Origin of the sequence: Pontibacter ummariensis, assembly GCF_900188175.1 — a bacterium.
Taxonomy (GTDB): domain Bacteria; phylum Bacteroidota; class Bacteroidia; order Cytophagales; family Hymenobacteraceae; genus Pontibacter; species Pontibacter ummariensis.
Genome location: NZ_FZOQ01000002.1, coordinates 133048 through 157270 on the forward strand (window position 1 = coordinate 133048; position 24223 = coordinate 157270).

The window sequence follows — 24223 nt, forward strand, 5'->3', positions numbered from 1 at the left end:
TTTTGTGCTGCTTTATTGTTCTAAAGCGTTGCAAAAGTAGGCCCAAGAACTCTTCCATGCAAATGCTGCCAAAACTTTTTTCTGCACTTTTTGATAAGCATTTGACGATCAGCGGGAAAAATTTACGCTCTGAATGCTTGGAGTTGGTGGTTTAGCTGGTCGATACGCTTTTGTGCCTCTGCAATGCGTCCCTCGTACTCCTCGCGCAGCTTGTCTGCGTTCTTGGATCGGCCAAAAAACTCGATGTTTGTGCGCAGGGTCTGAATGTCGTTCTGCAACTGGGCAATTTCACGGCGGATGCCCTGCTCGCGCTGGTGCAACTTGTGTCCGGCATCAGGGCTGTGCTTGATACGGTCTACCTGCAGTTTCACAAGCATTTCGCTGCGTTCCTCAGGACCTAGCTCCGGTATGCGTTCCAGGTACCGCTCCATCAGGGCAATGAACTTGTCTTCTGCTTTAGGGCTGGTACGTTTCCCTTTGTCCGTGGCTCCCCACTGGGTGACAAACGTATGGTATTCATCCACTGTGGTAAGTGCCTTTGGGTCCGAGAGCTTATCTGCTATCTTATCGCACAAAGCCAGTTTCTCTGCCGAAAGCCTTTCGAGCTCTGCGCTGCGGTTCTGCTCATTTTCCTGTTTACGGTCAAAGAAAGCATTACAGGCTGCCCGGAAGCGCTGCCAGATCTTGTCGGAATGCTTGTCGGGCACGCGGCCAATGGTCTTCCACTTTTTCTGGAGCTGTATCAGCTTCTCCTTCGTTGCGTTCCAGTCGGTGCTGTCTTTCAGGCTTTCGGCTTCTTCACACAACTCCGTCTTCAGGCGCAGGTTCTGCATTTTCTGCTCGTCCAGTGCTTTAAAGAACTGGTTTTTATGCTGGAAAAAGGCCTTGTAGTTGCTCCAGAAGGTCTTGTTCACTTCTTCAGCAAACTCCTTCGGCACTAAGCCGGCAGCATCCCACTCTTCCTTCAGTTTCTGGATCTCGTCGGTCTTGTCGCGCCACTCGTTAATCCGGTCGGTATTAAAAGTGGCATAGGGCTGTAGTTGTTCCAGCAAAGCCCGCTTTTTAGTCAGGTTCTCTGTTTCACGGGTATTGCGCTCCTGGTGGTACGCACGGCGGCGCTCATGCACTTTCTCGGAGGCCTGGATAAACCGCTCCCAAATCGGGTCGCGCTGCTCGTTGGGTACCGGGCCAATGTTCTTCCACTCTTCGTGAAGGTGGCGCAGCTCCTGCAATGCCTTGTTAATGCTTTCTTCCTGCTGCAGGGCCTCCGCACGGTCTATCAGTTGCAACTTGGCATCCAGGTTCCGCTTGCGGTCTAGTTCCTTCATTTCGAAGAACATGCTGCGGTTGTTGTAGAAGATGTCCAGCAGGGCATGGTAAGAGTCCCACAGTTCCTGCGCTTCTCCTGCCGGCACCGGCCCAATGGCCTTCCACTCTGCCTGCAGTTTCTTCACTTCATCGCCACTGTTTTTTGTTTCGGCAGACTCTACCAGTTGGCGCAGCTGGTCCAGCAACTGTTGCTTGCGCTCCAGGTTGCGCTGGCGCTGCTCCTCTACGTTCTGGCGCTGTTGGTGGCGTGCATCGCGGTAGGCAGTCAGTAACTTCTCCAGGTCCTGGTGCTCCTGACTGGTATGGTAGTCGAAGTCTTCCTCCGTGCCTCCCTCCTGCTTAAACCTGTCTAAGGCCTCTGAGCGCTCCGCCTGGAACTTGACATCATACTGGCGGTACAGTTCGTTGATGGTGCGGTGCTTCTTAATAGCATCAGCCCCTTTCAGCGTGCTGCTCAGGTGCTGACGCAGTTCTGCCATCGACAACTGGCTGTAATCAGTGGTGTCCTCGTCCTCTTCTTCGTCCTCATGCTCCTGGCTAGCTGTGGGGCTTCCAGCGCTTTGCGTGGCTGGGGGCACAGGAGTATCCTGTCTCTGGTCAGAAGGGGCAGCTGTCTCTAGTCCTTCCCCCGGATCTGTTACATTCGTATTTGCTTCTACAAAAGCCTCTGTGATGCCCTCTGTCCTGGCACTCTCTTCCTCTGTGGTCAGATTCGGCTGTACTTCTGGTTGTTCTTCTTTGGGAACCCCTGCCTGTTCTTCTTCAGGTGTACGTGTTCCTGTTTCAGCCGCATTGGGTTCATTCATACTCTGCGGCGCGGCTGCCTGCTCCTTTTCCTGATCAGCAGCCTTGTTCTCTGGTTTGTTAGCCTCAGCTCCGGTAGTGTCCATACGTTCGTTGTCGTTTGTTATATCCACGATTTATTGCTTCGCGTGTTCTTTACGCTAGTTCAGGCGCGGATCTACGGGGTAGTTCGATAGCACCTTGAACTTTCCACCCATTTCGCGCAAAACGCTGCGCCAGAGGGTATCTGCGTCTAAATTAAATAATTTATTTGCAGCTTCATTATTAACTATCCAAACATTTTTATCAATTTCCTCCTGTAGCTGGCCGGCAGTCCAACCAGAGTAGCCCAGGAAGAACTTAATGTCCCCTGCTTCCACCAGCCCTGCCCCTATCATGGTGCGGAGTAACTCAAAGTCGCCGCCCCAGTAAAGCCCTTCTCCCAACTGCACCGCCTCTGGCAAATCCGCCAGGCGGTGTACATAATGCAGGGTATTATACTGCACAGGGCCTCCTACCCCCAACTCCACGTCAAAAGACTCGTTGTACACGTCTACCACGTCGGAGAGCTTTAAGTTAGAGGGCTTATTCAGTACCAGCCCAAAGGAACCCTCCTCCTCATTATGACTGCAAAGCAGCACGACGCTGCGTTCAAAGTTTGCATCTCCCATAAACGGCTCGGATATCAGCAGGCTTCCGTTCTGCGGTTTAATCACCTTGTTTTCTTCCATCAATCTTCCTTCACTTAAAATGTAAGGCAAACAGCTTGTGGACGCAATTACCCCTGTTTCCCTTAATTTAATTGTTTTATACTTCTTACGCAAAGCAAAGCCACTTGTAGCACAGAGTGGCTCTTCTAAATCTATAGAGGCTATCGCTTCAGGTTGTTTTGCCCTCTGTCTACTGTGTTCGTCCAAAGAGGTTGGGTCGTAAATAAATTTATCTGCAGCTGATAATTTTATAATTTTGACCAAACCCTCAGAATATGGCGCTGACACATAATATTGCGGATATACGCAAATCGTACTCAAAACAAGAGCTAACAGAAGACTCTGTGGCCAATGCACCTGTGGAGCAGTTTAAAGTGTGGCTACAGGAAGCCATTACAGCAGAAGTAGAGGAACCCACTGCCTTGGTGCTATCTACTGTTAACGCGGCAGGGAGGCCTTCGGCCCGCGTGGTGCTACTAAAAGACGTGTCCAAGGACGGCTTTACCTTTTTTACGAACTACCAAAGCCGTAAAGGCCGGGAGCTTTCTCAAAACCCTTTCGCCTCGATCACGTTTTTTTGGCCAGCCCTGGAGCGGCAGGTGCGGATAGAGGGAACAGTGGTGAAAGTAGCCCCGGAAGTATCGGACAGCTACTTCCACAGCCGGCCTAAAGGCAACCAGATCGGGGCCTGGGCTTCCCCTCAAAGCCAGGTGATCCCTGGCCGACAGGTGCTGGAAGAGGCAGACAGGGCCTTCACTCAGAAGTTTGCCGAAATGCCCGAAGTGCCGCGCCCGGACCACTGGGGAGGTTTCCAGCTACAGCCTGAACGGGTGGAGTTCTGGCAGGGCCGCCCTAACCGGCTGCACGACCGGATTGTCTATGAGTTGGAAGGCAGCAACTGGGAAATCAAGCGGCTGGCACCCTAAGTACAGCAAAAAGGCGAGCAACGGAACCACGTTCTATACAAACACACACGAATGGCAGAGATACTACCCTTACGGGCCTGGCGTTACAACCACACCCTCGACCAGAACATCGAAAACCTTACGAGTCCCCTTTTTGATGTGGTCACCACCAAACAGCGGGAAGCTTTATACCGCAACCCGGTAAACAGCATTCACCTCTCCGTGCCCCTGGGGGAATATCCGGCAGAGACGGCGGCCCGCTTGCTGGAGACCTGGAAAGAGGAAGGAGTTATTGCGCAGGACCCGTTGCCTGGTATCTATGTTTATTATCAGTACTTCCGCCTTTCCGGCAGCGATAAGGAGTATTGCCGGAAAGGGTTTATCTGCAATATCAAGGCCTACGACTGGAAGGAAGGAGTGCTGTTGCGCCACGAGAACACCATCCCCAGTGCCGTGAATGATCGCATTGAGTTGTTGGAGCAGACCCAACTAAACGCCAGTCCGACACACGGCCTGTATACCGATACCGCCTTTCGGCTGGAGCCCTACATGGATGAGAGCATCAAAACGCCTATCTACGAGACGGAGGACTACCAGGGCGTGCGCGATGTGCTGGCCGTGATACACGACCACGAGGTGATCAAACTCTTCCTGGACACCCTGCAGGATAAGCAGGTACTGCTGGCTGACGGTCACCACCGCTACGAGGGCTCCCTGGCTTACCGAAAAAAAATGAGGGCCCGGAACCCGGAGCACACCGGTTACGAGCCCTACAATTACCACCTCATGTACCTCACCAACACCGAGCACGACGACCTGCGCATTCTGCCGACGCACCGCCTCCTGGCTGACATCCCGATGACGGATGAGGAGTTTCTGGACAGGCTGCGGGAGTATTTTGTGGTAACGCCAAAGGAAGACCCATACGAGCTGAATGAGGTGATTGTCGGGAAACAGTGGGCCTTTGGCCTCTACCTGGACGGAAACGCCTACAAACTGCGGTTAAAGCCTGAGGTGCACCAGCAGATCGACTGGAACTTCCCGAAGGAGGTAAAAGAGCTCGACCTGACGGTGATGCACTATTTTATCTTTGAGAAGATACTCGGTATTTACCGGCAGGCACAGCGCTCTCACCCGGGCCTGACGTATGAAAGGAATTTCACGGCCTGCATCAGTAAAGTAGACGCCGGCAAAGCACGGCTGGCGCTCATTACGAATGATGTATCGATGGAACAGGTGAAGAAAGTATGTTACAGTGGAGCCATTATGCCTCAGAAGTCAACTTTCTTTTACCCGAAAGTAATTTGTGGTTTTCTATTTAGCTCTATTAAAGAAGATGAATTTATCACGGCCGCTGCTGCTTGCCTCTAACTCCCCGCGCCGCAAAGAACTGCTGGCCGGACTCGGGCTCTCCTTCGACATAAAAGTGAAAGAGGTGCACGAGGAGTTTCCGCCGCACCTGCGAAAAGCCGAAGTGGCGGAATTCTTGGCGTCCCATAAAGCAGACGCTTACCAAGAGGACCTGCAGGAAGAAGCGCTGATAACTGCCGACACAATTGTGTGCCTGGATGACTTTGTGCTCAACAAGCCGGCCGATTACACGGAAGCTAGCCACATGCTGCAGTCTCTCTCTGGCAGGGCGCATGAAGTCATTACCGGGGTCTGCGTGCTAACGAAAGAGCAAAAAACTGTTTTTCACGATGTCACTAAAGTCTATTTCAGGAAGCTGGCTCCCGCCGAAACAGACTACTACATCACCCACTACCAACCTTTCGATAAAGCCGGGGCCTATGGGATACAGGAGTGGATCGGCATGGTGGGGATCGAGCGCATAGAGGGCTCCTACTTTAACGTTGTGGGGCTGCCGGTACAAAAGCTTTATGCTAAATTGGTGGACTTAGGCATCGTACAGGTATAAAGCCGCGCTGTTAAAAGTTTTCCCTGTGTTCCTATACGCTCCTAAATACGTACCTTTGTTGTTGCACAGGGTCTTGTTTGACTCTGACAACAAACAAGCGAACATCTAGTAACAGCAATGTCTTACATCAAATTATACTTAGCCCCTGGCAAAGAGCACTCTCTACAACGCCAGCACCCTTGGGTTTTCTCTGGTGCAATCCGTAAAGCAGACGGAGAGCCGGAAGAGGGAGAGATCGTAGAAGTGTATTCGAGCAAGCGCGAGTTTCTGGGCATGGGGCATTTCGCACCCGGCTCTATCGCGGTTCGTATTTTCTCGTTCGAGCAGGTGGAGCCGGATTACGCTTTCTGGAAAAGCAAAGTGGAAAAAGCTTACGCTTACCGTCAGCGCCTGGGCTTGATTGAGAACCCGCATACGGATGTCTACCGCCTGGTTTATGCGGAAGGTGATGGTGTGCCGGGCCTCATAGTGGATGTATACAAAGACACTGCTGTTGTACAAACACACTCCGTCGGCATGTATCTCATTCGGGAGCACATCGCCCGCGCCCTGCAAGAAATATACGGCAAAAGGCTGAAGGCTGTCTACGACAAGAGCGCAGAGTCGCTCCCGCTCAAGCGCCCTATCGAGGTGGAGAATGGCTATCTCTACGGCGCTTCGTCTGGGGGTGTGGTGGTGACTGAAAATGAGAACCAGTTCTTTGTGGACTGGGAGAGCGGCCAGAAAACGGGCTTCTTCATCGATCAGCGCGAAAACCGGGAACTCCTGGCTCGCTACGTAAAAGGCAAATCTGTTCTGAATACCTTCTGTTATACAGGGGGCTTCTCCGTGTATGCCCTAAATGCAGGGGCAAAAGAAGTGCACTCTGTGGATGTGTCGAAAAAGGCAATCGAGCTAACCGTCAAGAACGGGGAACTGAGCCAGGCGCCGGAGCGGCATGAAGCTTTTGCCGTGGATACCTTTGATTTCCTGAAAGGCAAAGAGGATATCTATGACGTGATTATCCTGGACCCTCCTGCTTTTGCGAAGAGCCAGAAGGTGCGCCATAACGCGTTGATGGGCTACAAGCGCCTGAATGCAGAGGCCATGAAAAAGATCAAGCCCGGAGGCATCCTGTTTACCTTCTCCTGCTCGCAGGTAGTGGACCGTTACCTGTTCAACAGCACTGTGATGGCCGCAGCCATAGATGCGGGTCGTAACATCAAGATCATGCATCAACTCTCCCAACCGGCCGATCACCCCGTCTCTATCTTCCATCCGGAAGGAGAGTACTTAAAAGGGCTGGTACTGTTCGTAGAGTAGTCGCCCGGGCGATAAGCAATAGAAAAAGGTCAGGGCCGATGCTGTTTTTATCACTGCATTGGTCCTGACCTTCTTATTTGCTCTTTCATACGGCGAACGCTACAAAAGTAGCGGCTCAGGTAAGTCCTGCGGAAGTTCCATCCGGATACGCCACTCTTTCGGGTAATAGTTATTCAGGCGGTTGCCGACTTGCTTGGCCCAGCCAAGCGCTAAGTCCTGGTAAGTTAGCAACAGCCAGTTACTGCCCTGCCCCCCTACGCTGATGTCCTCCTTCCGGAGGTAACGCAAGGCCTGCTCCAAAGACAGCTCTTCTTTCGCAAAGGCCTCCCGATGGAGGTGCTGCGATAAAGCCAGTCCTTGCAAAGGCTTGAGCTTTTTCCCCTTTACTTCGGCTACTTCTATACCGGCATATACCACGTACAGCTGTTGGTAAACTTCGTCGGCCGCTTCGAAAAGATGAGCGGGTAAAGCGGAGATCACGTCCCCATGCTGCACCCATTCGAACCGGTCCGGTTCCAACAGCCAGTCCTGGACCAGCGCCTGCTCCTTTTTCCCTGCTCTGTTCAGTTTGTATTTCTTTTTTCTGGACTTTCCTGTGAGGGTATCCCCTGACGCACCTGCCTTTCGCACAACTGCCATAAAGAAACCTTCGCCCTGTACCCGATGCGGGTAAAAGCGGTAGCCTTCTACCCCGTTCAACTCCGTTGGCACAGCTCCCCACGCAGGTTCCAGGTTCAGCCGGATGCTTTCTGCCTGTTCCTGATCCGCCAACCAGGCGATGTTCTGCTCGTTCTCCTGCTCGTTCCAGGTACAGGTGCTGTACACCAGCACGCCGCCCGGCTTCAGGGCCTCCCACACGTCCATCAGGATACGCTGCTGGCGCTGGGCACACAGGTTCACGTTTTCGTCTGACCACTCGCTTATCGCCTGAACGTCTTTCCGGAACATCCCCTCGCCACTACAGGGCGCATCCACCACCATCACGTCAAAGAAGTTGGGAAGCTTTCCGAAATCCCGCGGATCGTTGCTGGTCACCAGCACATTCCCTGCCCCCCACTTCATGATGTTCTCAGCCAGGATGCTAGCACGGCTACGGATCACCTCATTCGAGACCAGGAGGGATTCTTTAGAAATAAGGCTGGCAATATGCGTGGACTTCCCTCCAGGGGCGCCGCACAGATCGAGTACCTGTAAAGGCTGCCCGAGGTCTACCGCCTGCCGCAGGGCTTGTTCCAGAAACATAGAGCTGGCCTCCTGCACGTAATAGGCACCGGCGTGTAAAAGGGGATCCAGGGTAAAAGAAGGGCGCTCGGGCAGGTAATAGCCATGGCTAGCCCAGGGAACTCGAACAAGGGCAGGCTGCCCCGCGAACTTTGCCTTGTTTAGGCGAATACTCACCGGTGAGGGCTGCTGCAGGGCCGCCAGAAAGTCCTTGTATTCGGGGCCCAGCAACCGCTGCATGCGGTCTGTAAAGGAGATAGGAAGTTCCATACCTGGCAAAGGTACGGCAAATTAAGAAGAGGTAAAAGGATCAACCAGGCGCTGGCCTTACTCCAACTGCTTTAAGTTCAGGTACTCTTCCACAATGGGGACATCCGGGGCACACCAATCGTAGCCACGCAACTCCCGAAGCTCTGCCCACTGATAGGCCCGATGCTCTGTAAGTGCCACAATTCCGCCTTCGTACTTGCAAATAAAAGGGATTAGCTCAATCGACTGATGCGAAGCGTGGTGCACGACAGGGGTCAGACGCGTGACCGGCAGTATCTTCAGCCCCAGCTCTTCTTCGACTTCCCGTTGGAGGCACTCCTGCTCACTTTCGCCGGGTTCTAGCTTACCACCAGGAAACTCCCAGAGCAGGGGTTCCCGCATGGCCTCACTCCGCTGTGTAATGAGCACCCGGCCATGTTGCTCTAAAATAGCACATGTTACTCTGATCATGGATGATAGCAAGTGGTTTGGGGGATGATTTTTTACAGCCGTTAGATGGCTGCATGCTTGTGTGAATTTATATTTTTTTTCGGTTCTTCAAAAAGAAAAGCTGTCAGAGTTGAACAGCGGAACGCGCCTCACTTCTGTTTTAGTCTTAAAAACAGGCAGCCTCTTAGCAGGCACTCGGCAAGGCATTGTACTGCTTTAATGCGCTTTGGCACTAAGAAGACATAACATGACTGAGTCGGTAACCCTGCGCCCTCTAACGGGAGTACATGTACATAGTGACACTACAAAGATTCTCATGCCTGTTAGCCTTAACTATAAGTTTCTGATGAGCATTGGTGCTGCCCTGGCCTTAGTTACAGGAGTACTGGGCGCCTCGTTGGTCTCGCTGTTGTGGGGTGAGGCAGAGCTTGTTCCGCTGTGGGGGCAGCAAAGCATTGCCTCACACCTGGTCTCTTTTAGTGTAATTGTGGGTTTTGTGTTGGGATGGATCGCAACCAAAGCAACACGCAAAGCGCTCCTTTCCAAAAAGGTATTACCGCTGCACTGGCACCTTAAAAGCCAGACAGTCATCGACCAACTTCCCGCCCGCACCTGGCACCGCTCCCTGATGTTAGGTTTATCAGGTGCCCTACTGGCAAGCCTAACCCTGATCCTGTTTGAGGCAAAGCGCCTGAGCCACTTGCCCTACGATAAATTTGTCCTTCTTTTTTCGGTTTATGCCGTTACCCTGTCTGTCGCCATCACCGTAATGGCCGTTTACCGAGCCATGGGAGATAAAACAGTACAACAGGTAAAGCCCTAAAAGCAAAGAGCACCTCTTGTCGGTGCTCTTTGCTTTTAGGGGGCAAGTGTTATATAAACTTTTCCTGCAATATAGAGAACTCTACCGCTGGCGAAATGCGCTCATACAGGATCATGTAAACCGCCTGGGTGATCGGCATGTCTACTTTTAGTTCTTTGTTCAGCTCATAAATGCTTTGCACGGCGTAGTAGCCCTCTGCCACCATGTTCATCTCTACCTGCGCCGACTTTACCGTATAGCCCCGACCAATCATGTTGCCAAAGGTGCGATTGCGGCTAAACTGCGAGTAAGCGGTAACCAGCAAGTCGCCCAGGTAGGCCGAGCCGCTCAGGTCGCGGTGTATCGGCATAATGGCATCCAGGAACCGTTCTATCTCGAACATGGCATTCGAGACGAGCACAGCCTGAAAGTTATCTCCGTAGTTCAGGCCCCGGGCAATACCGCATGCCAGGGCGATCACGTTCTTCATCACGGCACAGTACTCGATTCCGTCCAGGTCATCCAGCGGGTTGGCTTTCACATAGCGGTTCCGTAGCAGGGCACAAAAGACCTCGGCCGTCTGCATGTTATGCGAACCAATGGTCAGGTACGACTGCTTCTCCAAAGCCACCTCCTCTGCATGGCAGGGACCTGCCACCACCAGTTGGTGGGAGGCCGGCACATGATAATGCCGCTCCATGTAATCCGTGATCAGGATGTTTTCCTTCGGGATCATGCCTTTGATGGCAGATACCATTACCTTGCCTTTAAAAGCATCTGGGGGTAAATCAGCAAGTGCCAGCTGCACGAATGCGGCTGGCACTACCAGGATTACCCAATCAGAAGCAGCAACTACGGCCTTGATGTCCGTAGAAGGCTTCACGTATTCTAAATCAAAGGAAACCTGGCTAAGGTAGCGCGGGTTATGCCTGTATTCGATCAGGTGCTGCACATCACTTTGGTTGCGCATCCACCAATGTACTTCCGACTTATTCTCTGAGAGAATCTTGACAAGGGCTGTGGCCCAGCTGCCTCCTCCCAGTACAGCTACTTTTTCCAAAAGGGCTTGCTTCGTTAATCTTCACTTGTTTCTGCGGCAATGGCCTGCTTGTTCAGCGACGCTTCGTCCTTCACGGCTACTTTCGCGCCGCTTTTCAGCGTCTTAGAAACAGCACTGAAAGGCCCTGCCACCACTTTCTGTCCGGGCTCTAACCCGCTGATGATTTCGATATGCTCAAAATCGCTGATGCCTGTTTTCACCTTTACCGACTCCACCGTGTTTGTCGTGTTGTTGTACAGGAAAACCACCTCTTCTACCTGATCCGGAAGCACTACAGCAGCTTCAGCCTGAGGTGCCTCTTCCTCTTCTTCCTCCTCCTCATTCGGATCGGGTATTACGGTAGAGCGGGTGGTAACGGCAGACAAAGGTACAGATAAAACATCAGACTTCCTGTCTGTAATAATGTCGACAGAGGCTGTCATGCCTGGGCGAAAAGGGCGCGCGTTCTCTGCCGCCAGGTGCTTGTAGGAATCGTTCAGCAAGCGGATACGCACCTCAAACTCTGTCACGGCCTCCAGGGTAGCCGCGTCTTTGGCCGTGTTGGCGATCGCCGTTACCACACCCATGAACTTCTCATCGCGGCTGGCATAAGAATCCACCTCCACGATCACAGAGTCACCAAGGGCCACCCGGATGATATCGTTCTCGTTCACGTTTACCCGCACTTCCATGTTGTTCAGGTTGGCAATGCGCATGATCTCAGTACCGGCCATCTGTGAGGTACCCACCACGCGCTCTCCGCGCTCCACGTTCAGCTTGGAAACCGTACCGCTCACAGGGGCATAAATGGTCGTTTTGTTCAGGTTCTCGCGGGCGTCTTTCAAAGAGGCAAGTGCATTCTGCACATTAAACTGAGCTGCTCTCACACTCTGCCGGAGCGATTCCACCTCCTGTGCGCTAGACTCGTAATTGGCTTTGATCTGCTGCCACTCCGACTCCGAGATCACTTTCTGCTCGTACAGCGGCTTGTTGCGCTCATAGTTCTGTTTTACCTGTGTAAAGTTAGCCTCGGCCTGTGCCAGTCTTGCCCGGGACTGGGCCAGGTTGGCCCGCTGCGTGTTCACAGCGGCCTGCTGCGCGTCTACCATCGACTGATAGTTATCGGGGCGGATGCGAAGCAGCAACTGTCCTTTCACCACTGAGTCGCCTTCTTCCACATGCAGCTCGATTATCTCACCGGATACGTCCGGGCTTATCTTCACCTCTGTTTCGGGCTGTACTTTGCCGGAGGCACTCACCTTTTCGACAATCTCAGTTCTGTCTACTGTCGCCAATATCACCTCCGTCCCTTCTTCCTTACCGATCCAACCCGCTTTTTTGGCTACCACAATACCGACCACCACGAACAGGAGCCCAGCGATGATTAAAGGGATAAGCTTTGATTTTCTCTTAGCCATGTTGTCTAGAATGTAATTTTATTGCCCTGGTAATAGTCCAGAACCTTTAGTTTGAAGAAATAATCGTACTTTGCCTGGATCAGATCCGTTTGCGCGCGGCGATAATCGTTCGCGATTACATTAAAGTCTGTAGAATTAATGACCCCGGCATTTAACCGTAGCTCTGCATTCCGGAAGCTGCGCTCCAGGGCCTCTACCTGTCTTTTAGAGGCCACATAAGCACGCAGTGCCGCACGGGCATCTGCCGCGGCCTGCTCTATGTTTTGCCGGAGCTGGTTACGCTCGAAATCCGCGTTAAGCTGGGCTGCCTGCTGGTTTAGCTTGGCGCGTGCTACCGCACTTCTGGCCTGCAGGCCGTTGAAGATGGGCACTGTGAGCGAAAACTGGATCTGCTTACCCAGGTTATCCTCTATCTGGTCAGAAAACAGGTACTCTTCTCTTACACTGGCGGGTGTGTACAGGTAAAAGGGCTGGGTGCCATCCGCATCCTGAAAGCCAACCAACTGCCTGTTAAAAACCCCTTCTATCGTCTCCGGAAAAGGGAACACACGCCCGCTGGAGTAGCCTGTAAAAATGGCCGCACTAAAGCTCAGGCGGGGATAATAAGCAGCCCGGGCAATTCCCACGCCTACCTCAGCGCTTTGCACCCGCAGGTCGGCCGCCTCGATTTCAGGCAGAACCTGTACGGCAACATCATATACCTGATCGGGCGCCACTATGGTCGCATCAAGGGCCGGCTCAGGGATCTCGGGTATCACTACGTCAAAATCTTCCGGGTTACCCAGGTTCAATAACTGTACCAGTGTCAGGCGCGCCACGTCGATCTGGTTCTGGGCGTTGATCAGGTTCAGCTCGTCGGAGGCTAACTGCGATTCCAGTTCCAGCACGTTGGTTTCCGCCACGCTGCCCGCTTTAAAAAGGATGCGGGTACGTTCCAGTTGCTGTTGGGTAGTGGCCTGCTGCAGTTCTGCTGCTTTGGCGACCTCATCTGCAAAAAGAATGTTCAGGTAAGCCGTCACAATCTGCAGCATGATGTCATTCTGGGTTGCCGCTACATCTTTGGTATTGGCCGCCAGGTCTAAGCGGTTTTGCTGTATCTGCTTCCGCAGCTGAAAACCCTGAAAAAGCGGTACTACCGACGAGGCTGAGATGTTGTTGGAGCGGATCTGCTCTGTCCGGAATTCACTGGTGAGGGGGTCTACAGAGGATCCATAATTGTAAGTATGTGAAGCGTTGGCAACGGCAGTAGGCAACAAGGCGTATTTAGACTGCCTCAGGTCTACCTCTGCCACTTCCTTCTGTACGAGCGACTGCCTTACCTGCAGGTTGTGCAAACGGGCATACTCCAGCGCCTCCTCCAGCGTCCAGGCCTCGTTTGCCGGCCTTTCCTGGGCATAGCCTCCCACTGTGCCTGCAACCGAAAGACCTAAGGCCAGCAACAAGCATTTAGGTAAATTTTTCATAGTTTCCTTTTTTTACAGATCGATGTTCGGTATGTAAATCACATTTTTCACCCAGCTTAACTGCTTCAGGTACTCCAGGGTAATGGGCTTAATGCCAGAATCCATCTCAATGAACTGGCGCGCCCGCTCGTTTCGTCCTTTCCTCGACACGCTCATGGTGGCAATGTTACACTCGTCATGCGCCAGCACAGAAGCGATAAAGGCAATACTTCCCTTCTGGTCGGCTGCATCAATGATCAGAGTGTGTTGGGTGGCAGAAAAGTTGGCAGAGAAACCGTCTACCTCTGAGATATTGATAACGCCCCCCCCACGGCTCTGCCCCACTACCTCCACTTCCCGGTCGCCCGCTTTCAAGTTTAGCTTGATGGTGTTGGGGTGCATGGTAGAAGCGTTGCCCACTGACTTAAAGGTATACTTCAGCCCATGCTCCTTGGCGTGCGCAAAAGCCTCCTTTATCCGCCGGTCGTCGGTTTTGAAGTCTAGCAAACCAGCTACAATAGCCCGGTCGCTGCCGTGCCCCTCATAAGTGCGGGCAAAAGAATTATAAAAAGTAACCACTGCCTCCTCGGGGGCAGCACCAAGCACGCGGATGGCGGCACGGGCGATACGCACCACACCTGCCGTATGGGAACTGGAAGGTCCAATCATCACAGGCCCTATCATGTCAAAAACACTGCTCTTCTCAGCCATATATAGTAAATAAGGCGCTTTAATATCGTAAAAACCAAATTTAGCAAAATGAGGGCAGTTTTTCTTTTCTTTACTGTTTATTTGGGCTTATTTCTACCAAAGCCGGCTTTCCCTCTACTAACCCAAAGGCCGCATCCACAAAGTAAAATCCTCTGTCCCATGCTTTTTCCCAAAACGCACCGAAACGATGCTGCTTTTACCCGGAGATTACCCTGTCACGGGTAAAAGCACAGCAACAGGCATTTTATTTGCCCTAACATGCCTCGGCAAGGACAGATTTAGTTATTTTGCAAACACACCACACCATAAGAATGGCTGCTATGGAGCATCACTTTAAACCTGAAGTACTGGAGCAACTGAAACGGCTGGAGGAAAAGTATGTGCCCCTGGGGCAGGATTTGGCTGCGTACCTGGAGGGCTTGTACCACACGGATTTCCTTAACTACTGGGATTATATCCACCTCGACACCTTGCTGAGCCTGCAAAACCCACGCACCAACATTCCGGATGAGAAGATCTTTATCATGTACCACCAGATCACAGAGCTTTACTTTAAGCTTTGCCTGGAGGAGTACAGGCAAATTGGTGAAGAAAAGGATATTAAACTTGATCAGCTCCTGTTAAGATTGAAGCGCATAAACCGCTATTTCGATAATCTGATCAACTCCTTCGATGTGATGGTGGAAGGCATGGACCCGCAGCAGTTCCTGCACTTCCGAATGGCCCTGATGCCCGCCAGTGGCTTTCAGTCGGTACAGTACCGGATGATAGAAATTGCCTCAACGGACCTCCGCAACCTAGTAGACAAAGCCAAGCGGGCAGCCCTGGGGCTACAGAGTACGCAGGAGGAAATGATCGGCTGCATCTATTGGAAAGAAGGTGCCAAGGAAGTTGCCTCTGGGGCTAAGACCCTTACCCTGCTGCGCTTCGAGGAAAAGTACACGGCGCAACTGATACAGTTTGCCAAAGCGTACGCACACAAGAACCTGTGGGCTGTTTACAAAAGTTTACCCGAAGAGGAGCAGCAAAACCCGAAGCTGCTAAAGGCCATGCGTGCGCTGGACAGCAACGTGAACGTAAACTGGCCCCTGATGCACTACAAATCGGCCGTGCGGTACCTGCAGCGGGACCCGGAGGTAATCAAAGCCACGGGTGGCACCAACTGGCAGAAGTACCTGCCCCCGCGCTTTCAGAAGCGTGTTTTTTATCCCGAGCTATGGACCGAGCAGGAGCTTAATGAATGGGGCAAAGGCTGGGTGGATAAAGTACTGAAGGATGAGCTTTAACGAGAAATGAAGCTCCTGTGACACCCGAACTTACGGCCACTACATCGTGTTCTATCCCTAACAGAAGAAATTTGTATTCCCATACCTTAAAGGTTTAAGGCTAACTCCCTTACCCAACACACATGAAGAAGAAAGAACTGGAGCTTTTGCTCCCACCCGAAGTTGCCTTCGATGGAGAGCAACTGGAAAGAGAAATCCTGAAAAGCGCTAAGGTAAAGCCAGAGGACGTAAAACACGTGCACCGGGTAAAGCGCTCGATCGATGCCCGTGGTCGCCAGGTACAGGTACGCGTGCGGGCCGATGTTTACCTGGAAAACCCTCCTGAGGACATCATTTCACCTACCTACACTTACCCGGATGTAACACAGGCAAAGCAGGTGGTGATTGTGGGGGCCGGACCTGCCGGGCTGTTTGCCGCTTTGCGTTGTATCGAGTTGGGCCTGAAGCCCCTTGTATTAGAGCGAGGCAAAGATGTGCGCAGCCGCAGGCGCGACCTGGCAGCCATCAATAAGGATCATACCGTAAATCCCGACTCGAATTACTGTTTCGGCGAAGGAGGTGCGGGCACTTACTCCGATGGCAAGCTGTATACCCGCTCCAAGAAAAGAGGGGATCTGCAGCGCATCCTTCAGATACTGGTACAGCATGGCGCTACCCAGGACATCCTGTTTGATGCCCACCCGCATATTGGCACGAATAAACTGCCCAAAATAATTGAGGCTATCCGGGAGACCATCCGGGAGGCCGGCGGTGAAGTGCTCTTCGAGCAGCGGGTCACGGACTTTCTCGTGGAGCAGGGTGAGATGCATGGTGTGGTAACGGCAGACGGACAGAAACGCCTTGGAGAAGCAGTGATACTAGCCACCGGTCACAGTGCCCGTGATATTTTTGAGCTGCTCCATGCAAAGGGCATCACCATTGAGGCAAAGCCTTTTGCCATGGGGGTGCGCGTAGAGCACCAGCAAAGCCTGATCGACCGCATACAGTATAAGTGTGAATCCAGGGGCGCCTGGCTACCTGCTTCCTCCTACTCTCTGGTGCACCAGACTTACTATAACAACAAACAGCGCGGTATCTTTTCGTTCTGTATGTGCCCGGGGGGCTTTATCGTGCCTTCAGCCACAGCCCCAGGTGAGGTGGTCGTGAATGGCATGTCGCCAAGCCGACGCGACTCTCGCTTCTCCAACTCGGGCATCGTGGTCGCCATTGAGCTGGAAGACATGGATCTGGATACGTACGGCCCGCTGGCGGGCCTGCGCATGCAACAGGCGCTGGAGCAAAAAGCCTGCGCCATGGCAGGAGGCACCCAGGCGGCGCCGGCCCAGCTGTTACAGGATTTTATCCAGCGCAAGAAAAGCAAGCAGCTCCTGGATACTTCATACCAGCCCGGCTTGGTATCTGTTGACATGAACGAACTGTTTTCGGAGGAAATGGCTTACCGCCTGCGCGAAGGCTTTCAAGCCTTTGGCCAAAAAATGCGCGGTTACCTGACCAACGACGCGCAGATCGTCGGCGTGGAGAGCCGCACGTCCTCCCCTGTTCGTGTTCCCCGCGACCGGGAAAGCCTGGAGCACGTGCAGGTGAAGCGCCTGTTCCCCTGTGGCGAAGGAGCCGGCTATGCGGGAGGCATTGTATCGGCAGCCATGGATGGTGAGCGCTGCGCCGAAATGGCAGCATTGAAAGCGGGCGTAGCGGTAAACAGGTAAACAGGTAAACCCCTGTACGCTTCTTTTTTACCCTTTGTTTCCAGGCATAGGGAATCCAACTTTTTAAGCAGGGATAGGGTAAAAATAAGTATATTGTTTGTTGAACTCGTAAGCATAAAGATAGATGAAAAAGACAGTTGTATTGGGTGCCACTGATAACCCGACCCGCTACGCCTACAAGGCGGTGCATCGCTTACAGCAACACGGACATGAGGTGGTACCTGTTGGGATAAAAAAGGGAGAAGTAGGTGGCAAGCCGATCATCTATGATAAGACAGAGCCGGTAGAAGACGTGGATACCGTGACGCTTTACGTGGGGCCGCAGAACCAGCCCTCCTGGTATGACTATATTTTAAACCTAAAGCCGAAGCGCATCATTTTTAACCCGGGAACCGAGAACCGCGAACTAGAGCAGTTAGCAGAAAACGCGAACATCGAAACGCTGCACCACTGCACGCTGGTCATGCTGGCGACAGACAGTTATTAAGGGAAAAAGACTAAAAATATTTTATGGTGAGAGGCTAACTTCCGAAAAAGCCAACCGTATATAAAACCAAGAAGCAGATGGCATTTGTTGTCTATGCGAATAAGAGGAGATCTTACGGATAGAGGTCTCCTCTTTGTTTTTAATAGTCTAATACCGAAACCTCGGAATAGAATTTAAATAAGTTATAACAGAAAGCCCGTGATCGGAACATCACGGGCTTTCTGTTATACAAGCGGCAAGTTCATGATCCCAAGCAAGCGAGCCCTTCCTCAGGCTGCTTCCCTGCGTAGCACTTCCAACGGCGGTCTGCTCAACACTCCTCTGCTGTTCAGCATGCCGATCAGCACCGTTAGGGCGGTGATTCCCAGGAAAACGGGTAACAAGGGGGCTAAGTCCGGCACAAACTCTACTTCAAAGCTATAAACAGCCAGGGCCCAGCTAGCGCCTATTGAAATAAGCACACCCGTGCCGGCGGCTAGCATACCCAGCAAAAGGTATTCAAAGGCATTGATCGACAGGATCTGCTTTTTATTCGCCCCAAGCGTCCGCAGCAGTACGCTTTCCTGTACCCGCTGAAACTTGCTGATGTTAATAGAACCAATCAGTACGAGTAAGCCGGTTGTGATACTGAAAAGAGCCATAAAGCGGATCACAAAGGAGATTTTACCCAGGATGTCGTCCAGGGTCTGCAGGATCAGGCCAAGGTCGATGGCCGAGACGTTGGGAAACAACTGCACCAACTCCCGCTGAAACTGAGCCGACTGTGCATCCGTCTGGGTGCGTGTCATGAGCACATGAAACTGCGGTGCTTCCTCCAGCACGCCTTTAGGGAACAGAACCCGGAAATTGCTCTGTACCCTGTTCCACTCTACTTCCCGAAGGTGGGCTACCACTGTTGGCACCAAGGCGCCCTGCACGTTAAAGATCAAGGTGTCTCCTAGCTCCGCCTTTAGTCGTTCGGCATAGCGGTCTTCCACCGAAATCGGAATAGGGCTATCCGCCGGACCAGCCATACCTCCCCAGGTACCACCGACGCCCGTTTCAGAGGCTATCAAGGTATCCCGGTAGGTCACGCGGTATTCCCGGGTAAAAGCCCAATCCGGTATGCCAAGGGTGGTATCGCTGCGCACATCGGCTGCGGTTAGCCCATTAATTTCCTCCAGGCGCATTGTCACGACAGGCACGTATTGTAATACAGGCAAGCCCTGTGCCTCTGCGAAGGCCGCCACTTCTTCTTTCTGCGCGTTCTGGATGTCGAACAGCACCAGGTTCGGCTGGTTCTCGCTTCCGGCAAAAGCGACCTCGCTCAGGAGAAGGCGCTGCATCAGGAACAACGTCGCGATCAGAGCGGTCCCAAGCCCTATCGACACGGTCAGCAGCAGGGTCTGGTTATTGGGGCGGTACAGGTTTGCCAGGCTTTGGCGCCACACATAGCCCCAATTAACCGGGAAGAAGCGCTTTACCAGCCACATCATCAGGCGGGCCAGCAGGGCCAGCACCAGGAAGGAGGCTAGCACACCGCCCGTAAAGGAAAGCGCCCGCAGCCAGGTGCCCAGCTGCAGGTAAGCAAACAGAAAGATAAAGCCAAGGATCAGCGCATATACCCCCCAACGAAGTGTATCCCGCTGTGAAGTCAGGTGCTCGATGCCCGCCCGTAAGGTGATTAGCGGCGACACGTTGCGGATAGTGAGCAAAGGCAGCAGGGCGAAGAGCACCGCAACAACAACCCCAATGCCAATGCCTACTGCGATAGCAGACCAGGACACAGAGAGCGTTACCTCTACAGGTAAGAACGCCTGGAAGAGCTGCGGCAGGTACAACTGAATAAGGCTCCCCAAAACAGCGCCAACAACAGAGCCGATAAAGCCCATGGCCATGATCTGGAAAAGGTAGATCAGGAAAGCCTGCTTCCCACTAACACCCAGGCAGCGCAGCACACCTATGGTGGCCAGTTTTTCCCGGATGTATACGTGCACCGCACTGGCAACCCCCACACAACCGAGCAACAGGGCCACAAAGCCGACTAAGGCCAGGAAGCGCGCCAGGTTATCATAGGCTTCCCCCGTGCTTTCCTTACGGCTCTTCACGGTATCGTAGCCGAAGCCTGCTTCCTCCAACCGCGGCTCCAGTTTCTTGACTAAGGCATCCGCATCGGTAGTGACAGGCAAGTTGTAATAGAAATAATAACTAATGCGGCTCCCCTTCTGCAGCAAGCCTGTTTCCTCGGCGTAGCGCTTCGGGATGTAGACAGCTGGCGCAATGGTCGCTGTTACAGCCGTCTGTCCAGGTATTTTCTTCAGGGCCCCGGCAATCTCAAAGGTCAGGTTGCCGACCTTGATAGAATCTCCTGGTTTGGTATTGAATTGCAGGAGGAGCGTTTCGTCAACCAGCGCTTTGCGCCCCCCGTGGCGGAAAGCGCGGCTGGCCTCCACGGGTTCGGTTTCAATAGTCCCGTAGTAGGGAAACCCGGCGTCCTCCAAAGCACGCACCTGTACGAGCCTGGTACCCTGCGAGGCCTGGAAAAAAACCATCGAGACAAAGCGTATCTCATCGGAGCGCTCCCCTCCTATGGCAATGGAATCCACCAGGTGTTGCATGTCCGGCTCGAGTACCCGGTTGCTGGCAATGACCAGGTCGGCCCCGATCAGGGACTTCGCCTGCCGGTCTATGTCGGTCCTCAGGTTATCTGCAAATGAGTTGATGGCCACCAGGGCTGCGATGCCCAGCACAATGGAAGAGATGAACAGCGCCAGACGGCCCCTGTTTCTCCGGCTATCGCGCCAGGCCATTTTTAGCAGCCAGGGTAAGTTCAGGCTGTTTTTAGAATTCGTATCAGGCACAGGTAGTAGGGTTCAAAATGGTTGTTGATAAGAAGTAACAGGTACTCCTTTAATTCCAGCAAGGGGGCAGTAACTTTTACAAATTGGCAGTCACTTCATCCGAAACAACAGTTCCGCCCTTGATCCGGATGATGCGGTCTGTTTTCTCTGCCAGCTCCAGGTCATGCGTTACCAGCACAAGGGTAGTGCCGGCCTCCTGGTTCAGGTCAAACAAAAGCTTCTCTACGCGCGCGCCCGTTTCCTCGTCCAGGTTTCCGGTAGGTTCATCGGCAAACAGGATGGTGGGCCTGTTCGAAAAAGCCCTGGCCAGGGACACCCGCTGCTGCTCTCCCCCGGAAAGCTGCGTGGGGTAATGGTCGTGGCGTTCGGCCAGGCCCACGCGGCCCAGCAGTTCCATGGCCTGTTTCTGCACATTGCGTTCTCCCCTTAACTCGAGGGGTACCATCACGTTCTCCAGCGCTGTAAGGGTTGGTATCAGCTGAAAGTTCTGGAAGATGAAACCCACGTACTGGTTACGGACCTGCGCCCGCTCATCCTCCGACAGGTTGTCCAGCTTAATGCCATTTAAAATAACGGAACCGGAGCTGGCACGGTCGAGGCCGGCGCAAAGGCCCAGCAGGGTGGTCTTGCCGCTACCGGAGGGGCCCACGATGGAGCAGGTGTCGCCTGCCTGAATCGAAAAATTTATACCTTGCAGCACCGTTAGGTGCCGATCACCGCTGTCGTAGGTTTTCTTGAGATCTTGTATGTCGAGTATCGTTGACACGCTTATTTTTCTTTTTTTGATGAATGCTTCAGAACATAGTATAACTGTATGGCAGCAGATTTGCTGTTTACAGTGGAGTCCTAAAACAAAATAACTGCTGCAGCACGTTATATGTTTTACGCAGGACAAGTATAAATTTAGGAAACAAAGTCCATTTACCGTGATAAAGAGAAAACTTTTGCCCCTGGGCTTCGCTGCCCTGACAGCCCTGTACAGTTGCAACGAGGTAGAGCAGGCCGAACAGGCAGAAGCCGCGCAAGAGGTCCGTACCGAAGCCTCGGCTGAAAAGGCAAGGGCCCAGAAGGAAGAAACAAAAACCATACTGTTTTTCGGAAACAGCCTGACTGCCGGGTATGGCCTGGAGCCGGATCAGGCTTTTCCGGCCCTGATACAGGAGCGTGTTGATTCGCTCGGCCTGCCCTACAAGGTGATTAACGCCGGGGTAAGCGGCGAAACGACAGCAGGCGGCAAAAGCCGGATCGACTGGCTTTTAAAGCAACCAATCGATGTTTTTGTGCTGGAACTGGGAGCAAACGATGGCTTAAGAGGGATAAACCTGGAGGAGAGCTACAGCAACCTGCAGACCATCATAGAAAAGGTCAGGTCGAAGTACCCGGATGTAGAGATTGTGCTGGCAGGTATGCAGATACCGCCTAACATGGGCCAGGACTACGCCAACGAATTCCGGGAGATGTATACCCGGCTGGCAGAAGAAGAAAACGTAGCCCTGATTCCCTTCCTGCTAGAGGATGTGGCTGGTATCCCCAAGTTGAATCAGGACGACGGGATACACCCGACAGAGGAAGGACAAAAAATAGTGGCCGAAAATGTGTGGGAAGTACTGGGCCCTCTACTGACAGAACAGCAGGTCTAAAAAAAATTTGTATAAATTTTCATAAAACAATAACATCTTCTTTAGCTTCTTCGTATAATAGAACGGCTAAAAGTTGAAAACTAGGTTTTCAGAATAATTGCGGAGGCTCCTCATTTAGCAGGGGTCTCCGCTTTTTTTGTGCTTGCCTCGCCCTCCTGTCCCAAATTTCAGTACAATTTATCCTCCCATAGGAATTGTACTGTTGTACACGCCTTACATTTGTTGCTCCCTGTAACTGAACAGAGGATACCCACCATTAAGCCAAGTTATTTCAGCGTTTTACATACTCCCCTTCTATCATTACAGTCTTTTCCCTTAGTTATTTCCGACATAACTAGGCTTGTTGCTCGTGTAATTTTATAGTTGATAGCCAAATATTTATAGTAACAGAGTAGGTGCTTACGAAAATATATAAGATTTTTATACATCCTCAGGCAACCTCCTTATGCAGCCTTGCATCTAAGGGGTAAAGAGCAACAAGCAGCTCCTGAAAAGCCTAAACAGATAATTTGATAAACCTTTACGCAGCGTGACAGAAGCGGAACTGATAGCAGGATGCCAAAAGGCAGATAGTAAGGCGCAGAAGCACCTGTACGAGCGTTTCGCCTCGCAGATGTACGGCGTGTGCCTCCGCTATCTTAAAAACGAGATGGACGCGGAAGAAGCGCTGTTGAATGGGTTTATGAAGATCTACCAGTATATTGACCGGTTTGAGGCAAAGGGCAGTTTCGAAGGTTGGGTCCGTCGCATTATGGTGAACGAGGCCCTGGCCTTCCTGCGAAAGAAAGAACCTTTGCACCTGGCCATCGAAGACAGCAGCGTACAAATAGCTGGCTTAGGCGGTGCAGACCAGGACCTGGCTGAAGAAGAATTGCTGGAGCTGCTCAGAACTTTACCCGCCGGATACAGGGCGGTTTTTAACCTGTATGCCATAGAAGGATATTCACATAAGGAGATAGCCGACATGCTCGGAATTACCGAAGGAACCTCTAAATCGCAGTTGAGCAAGGCCCGCGCCATGCTGCAACGCCGATTAACGGGCCTGGAGGCTATCGCCAGCTAACAAGGAGGACACGATGAGACCAGAAGACATAGACAAACTGTTTAAGGAGCGCCTGGGTAACTCCACGCCCCCCCCTCCCGGGGACCTTTGGAACCGCCTGCAGCAACGCATGGAGGAAGAAAAGGAAGCTAAACCGCTCCTGCTCTTCCCGACCCAGGAGCAAGAGAAGAAAAGGAGCTTTATGTGGGTTTACTCCTCTGTGGCGGCGACGCTCTCCCTGCTGCTGACTGTTGGCGTTGTGTTTTATAACGTTAAAACAGGCACCCCGGAGATAAGCGAGACCCTCACAAAAGAAGAGCGTCTCCAGCTACAGGAAGCACCGGCTTTTAAAATTCCTGTGCCAGAAGAAACTGTGGCAGGTATTGAGGAGGCCAAAGAAAGCGCCCCGCCTGAAAAAAACTTTAACACCGAGGCAACCGCGGCAAAGTCTGTTGCATCTAAACAGGTAGCAGCGCTTGATAAGCCAAAAGCCGAAGCAGAGACTGGCACAAAAGTCTTACAAAATTCCAGACCAACAAAACAGGTTAAGCACTCTAGGACTAAGGCAATAACGCAGCCTGCCCTGGCGGTGAACAAACCTGAAGTGGCAAACAAAGCCACGGAGGCAGTACAGGAACCTGCTGCACAGCCAACTGCGACTGTCAGCCTTGCGGAAGCCAAAACAGCTAACGCCGACCTGAATGCCGCGCCGGTGGAGATCACCATCAAGCGCTCCGTTGCCTCTCCGGCCAGCGTGGCAGAAGCAGAGCAGCCATCCGGAATTGACAAGAAGGCGAAGCTGGCCAAGAATATCTTTAAACAGGTTCGCAACCTGGCAAACGGCGAAGGAGTGGAACTGTCAGAACTGGGCATCCGTGCCGACCGGATAGCCCTTGAAACACAGATCGGAAAGCAAAAGATCTCAAAAGTAATACAACTCTAA

21 protein-coding genes are annotated in these 24223 nt (G+C 52.6%); 11 read left to right on the plus strand and 10 right to left on the minus strand.

What is annotated here, in order from left to right:
- Positions 1-122: 122 nt before the first annotated feature.
- Both CHB92_RS02590 and CHB92_RS02595 read right to left on the minus strand, forming a co-directional pair.
- The gene (locus CHB92_RS02590) at positions 123-2246 is read right to left on the minus strand and encodes a DUF349 domain-containing protein (RefSeq protein WP_245842254.1); all 2124 of its coding nucleotides are present in this window, start codon (positions 2244-2246) and stop codon (positions 123-125) included.
- 27 nt (positions 2247-2273) lie between these two features.
- Positions 2274-2843 carry a YqgE/AlgH family protein gene (locus CHB92_RS02595; protein WP_089317612.1) on the minus strand — a complete coding sequence of 190 codons (570 nt, stop codon included), beginning with the start codon at positions 2841-2843 and terminating at the stop codon, positions 2274-2276.
- A gap of 254 nt (positions 2844-3097) precedes the next feature.
- Between CHB92_RS02595 and pdxH the strand changes: the two genes are divergently transcribed.
- The 4 genes from pdxH (at position 3098) to CHB92_RS02615 (ending at position 6947) form a co-directional block, all read left to right on the plus strand.
- On the plus strand, positions 3098-3748 hold the full coding sequence (gene pdxH, locus CHB92_RS02600) for a pyridoxamine 5'-phosphate oxidase (protein WP_089317613.1): 651 nt from the start codon (positions 3098-3100) through the stop codon (positions 3746-3748).
- Between the two features lie 51 nt (positions 3749-3799).
- Complete coding sequence (locus CHB92_RS02605; protein WP_089317614.1) at positions 3800-5098, plus strand: DUF1015 domain-containing protein; 1299 nt, start codon at positions 3800-3802, stop codon at positions 5096-5098.
- Complete coding sequence (locus CHB92_RS02610) at positions 5064-5645, plus strand: Maf family nucleotide pyrophosphatase (protein ID WP_089317615.1); 582 nt, start codon at positions 5064-5066, stop codon at positions 5643-5645. Before CHB92_RS02605 ends, CHB92_RS02610 begins: the two co-directional genes overlap by 35 nt.
- A 117-nt stretch (positions 5646-5762) precedes the next feature.
- Positions 5763-6947 carry a class I SAM-dependent rRNA methyltransferase gene (locus tag CHB92_RS02615; RefSeq protein WP_089317616.1) on the plus strand — a complete coding sequence of 395 codons (1185 nt, stop codon included), beginning with the start codon at positions 5763-5765 and terminating at the stop codon, positions 6945-6947.
- A gap of 99 nt (positions 6948-7046) precedes the next feature.
- Here the strand turns inward: CHB92_RS02615 and CHB92_RS02620 are convergent, their stop codons facing one another.
- Together CHB92_RS02620 and CHB92_RS02625 are read right to left on the minus strand one after the other, a co-directional pair.
- Positions 7047-8438, minus strand: a complete 1392-nt coding sequence (locus CHB92_RS02620; protein ID WP_089317617.1) for a methyltransferase RsmF C-terminal domain-like protein — start codon at positions 8436-8438, stop codon at positions 7047-7049.
- A 57-nt stretch (positions 8439-8495) separates the two neighbouring features.
- The gene (locus tag CHB92_RS02625; RefSeq protein WP_089317618.1) at positions 8496-8888 is read right to left on the minus strand and encodes a (deoxy)nucleoside triphosphate pyrophosphohydrolase; all 393 of its coding nucleotides are present in this window, start codon (positions 8886-8888) and stop codon (positions 8496-8498) included.
- A 295-nt stretch (positions 8889-9183) separates the two neighbouring features.
- On the opposite strand from CHB92_RS02625, the gene CHB92_RS02630 reads away from it, so the two are divergent.
- A complete protein-coding gene (locus tag CHB92_RS02630; RefSeq protein ID WP_144266262.1) occupies positions 9184-9690 on the plus strand; it encodes a hypothetical protein in 507 nt (168 codons plus the stop codon).
- A 49-nt stretch (positions 9691-9739) separates the two neighbouring features.
- Here the strand turns inward: CHB92_RS02630 and CHB92_RS02635 are convergent, their stop codons facing one another.
- The 4 genes from CHB92_RS02635 to sdaAB are packed head-to-tail and all read right to left on the minus strand — an operon-like array spanning position 9740 to position 14279.
- Positions 9740-10729 (minus strand): NAD(P)H-dependent glycerol-3-phosphate dehydrogenase, encoded by a 990-nt coding sequence (locus CHB92_RS02635; protein ID WP_089317620.1) that lies wholly within the window; start codon positions 10727-10729, stop codon positions 9740-9742.
- A gap of 14 nt (positions 10730-10743) precedes the next feature.
- Entirely contained in the window at positions 10744-12126 is a 1383-nt protein-coding gene (locus tag CHB92_RS02640; protein WP_089317621.1) for an efflux RND transporter periplasmic adaptor subunit, read from the minus strand.
- 5 nt (positions 12127-12131) lie between these two features.
- Positions 12132-13589 (minus strand): TolC family protein, encoded by a 1458-nt coding sequence (locus CHB92_RS02645; protein WP_089317622.1) that lies wholly within the window; start codon positions 13587-13589, stop codon positions 12132-12134.
- Positions 13590-13601: 12 nt separating this feature from the next.
- Positions 13602-14279: an L-serine ammonia-lyase, iron-sulfur-dependent subunit beta gene (gene sdaAB, locus CHB92_RS02650; RefSeq protein WP_089317623.1), complete on the minus strand. Its 678-nt coding sequence runs from the start codon at positions 14277-14279 to the stop codon at positions 13602-13604.
- Between the two features lie 320 nt (positions 14280-14599).
- Between sdaAB and CHB92_RS02655 the strand changes: the two genes are divergently transcribed.
- From CHB92_RS02655 to CHB92_RS02665, 3 genes are all read left to right on the plus strand, one after another.
- Complete coding sequence (locus tag CHB92_RS02655) at positions 14600-15565, plus strand: tryptophan 2,3-dioxygenase family protein (RefSeq protein ID WP_089317874.1); 966 nt, start codon at positions 14600-14602, stop codon at positions 15563-15565.
- 122 nt (positions 15566-15687) lie between these two features.
- Entirely contained in the window at positions 15688-17271 is a 1584-nt protein-coding gene (locus CHB92_RS02660) for an NAD(P)/FAD-dependent oxidoreductase (RefSeq protein WP_089317624.1), read from the plus strand.
- 124 nt (positions 17272-17395) lie between these two features.
- Entirely contained in the window at positions 17396-17758 is a 363-nt protein-coding gene (locus CHB92_RS02665) for a CoA-binding protein (protein ID WP_089317625.1), read from the plus strand.
- Positions 17759-18027: 269 nt separating this feature from the next.
- Here the strand turns inward: CHB92_RS02665 and CHB92_RS02670 are convergent, their stop codons facing one another.
- Together CHB92_RS02670 and CHB92_RS02675 are read right to left on the minus strand one after the other, a co-directional pair.
- Positions 18028-20547: an ABC transporter permease gene (locus CHB92_RS02670; protein WP_089317875.1), complete on the minus strand. Its 2520-nt coding sequence runs from the start codon at positions 20545-20547 to the stop codon at positions 18028-18030.
- Between the two features lie 127 nt (positions 20548-20674).
- Positions 20675-21364, minus strand: coding sequence for an ABC transporter ATP-binding protein (locus CHB92_RS02675; protein WP_089317626.1), 690 nt, complete (start codon positions 21362-21364; stop codon positions 20675-20677).
- Between the two features lie 160 nt (positions 21365-21524).
- On the opposite strand from CHB92_RS02675, the gene CHB92_RS02680 reads away from it, so the two are divergent.
- The 3 genes from CHB92_RS02680 (at position 21525) to CHB92_RS02690 (ending at position 24223) form a co-directional block, all read left to right on the plus strand.
- Positions 21525-22238: an arylesterase gene (locus tag CHB92_RS02680; protein ID WP_245842257.1), complete on the plus strand. Its 714-nt coding sequence runs from the start codon at positions 21525-21527 to the stop codon at positions 22236-22238.
- A 529-nt stretch (positions 22239-22767) separates the two neighbouring features.
- A complete protein-coding gene (locus CHB92_RS02685; RefSeq protein WP_089317628.1) occupies positions 22768-23301 on the plus strand; it encodes an RNA polymerase sigma factor in 534 nt (177 codons plus the stop codon).
- Between the two features lie 13 nt (positions 23302-23314).
- Complete coding sequence (locus CHB92_RS02690; RefSeq protein WP_089317629.1) at positions 23315-24223, plus strand: hypothetical protein; 909 nt, start codon at positions 23315-23317, stop codon at positions 24221-24223.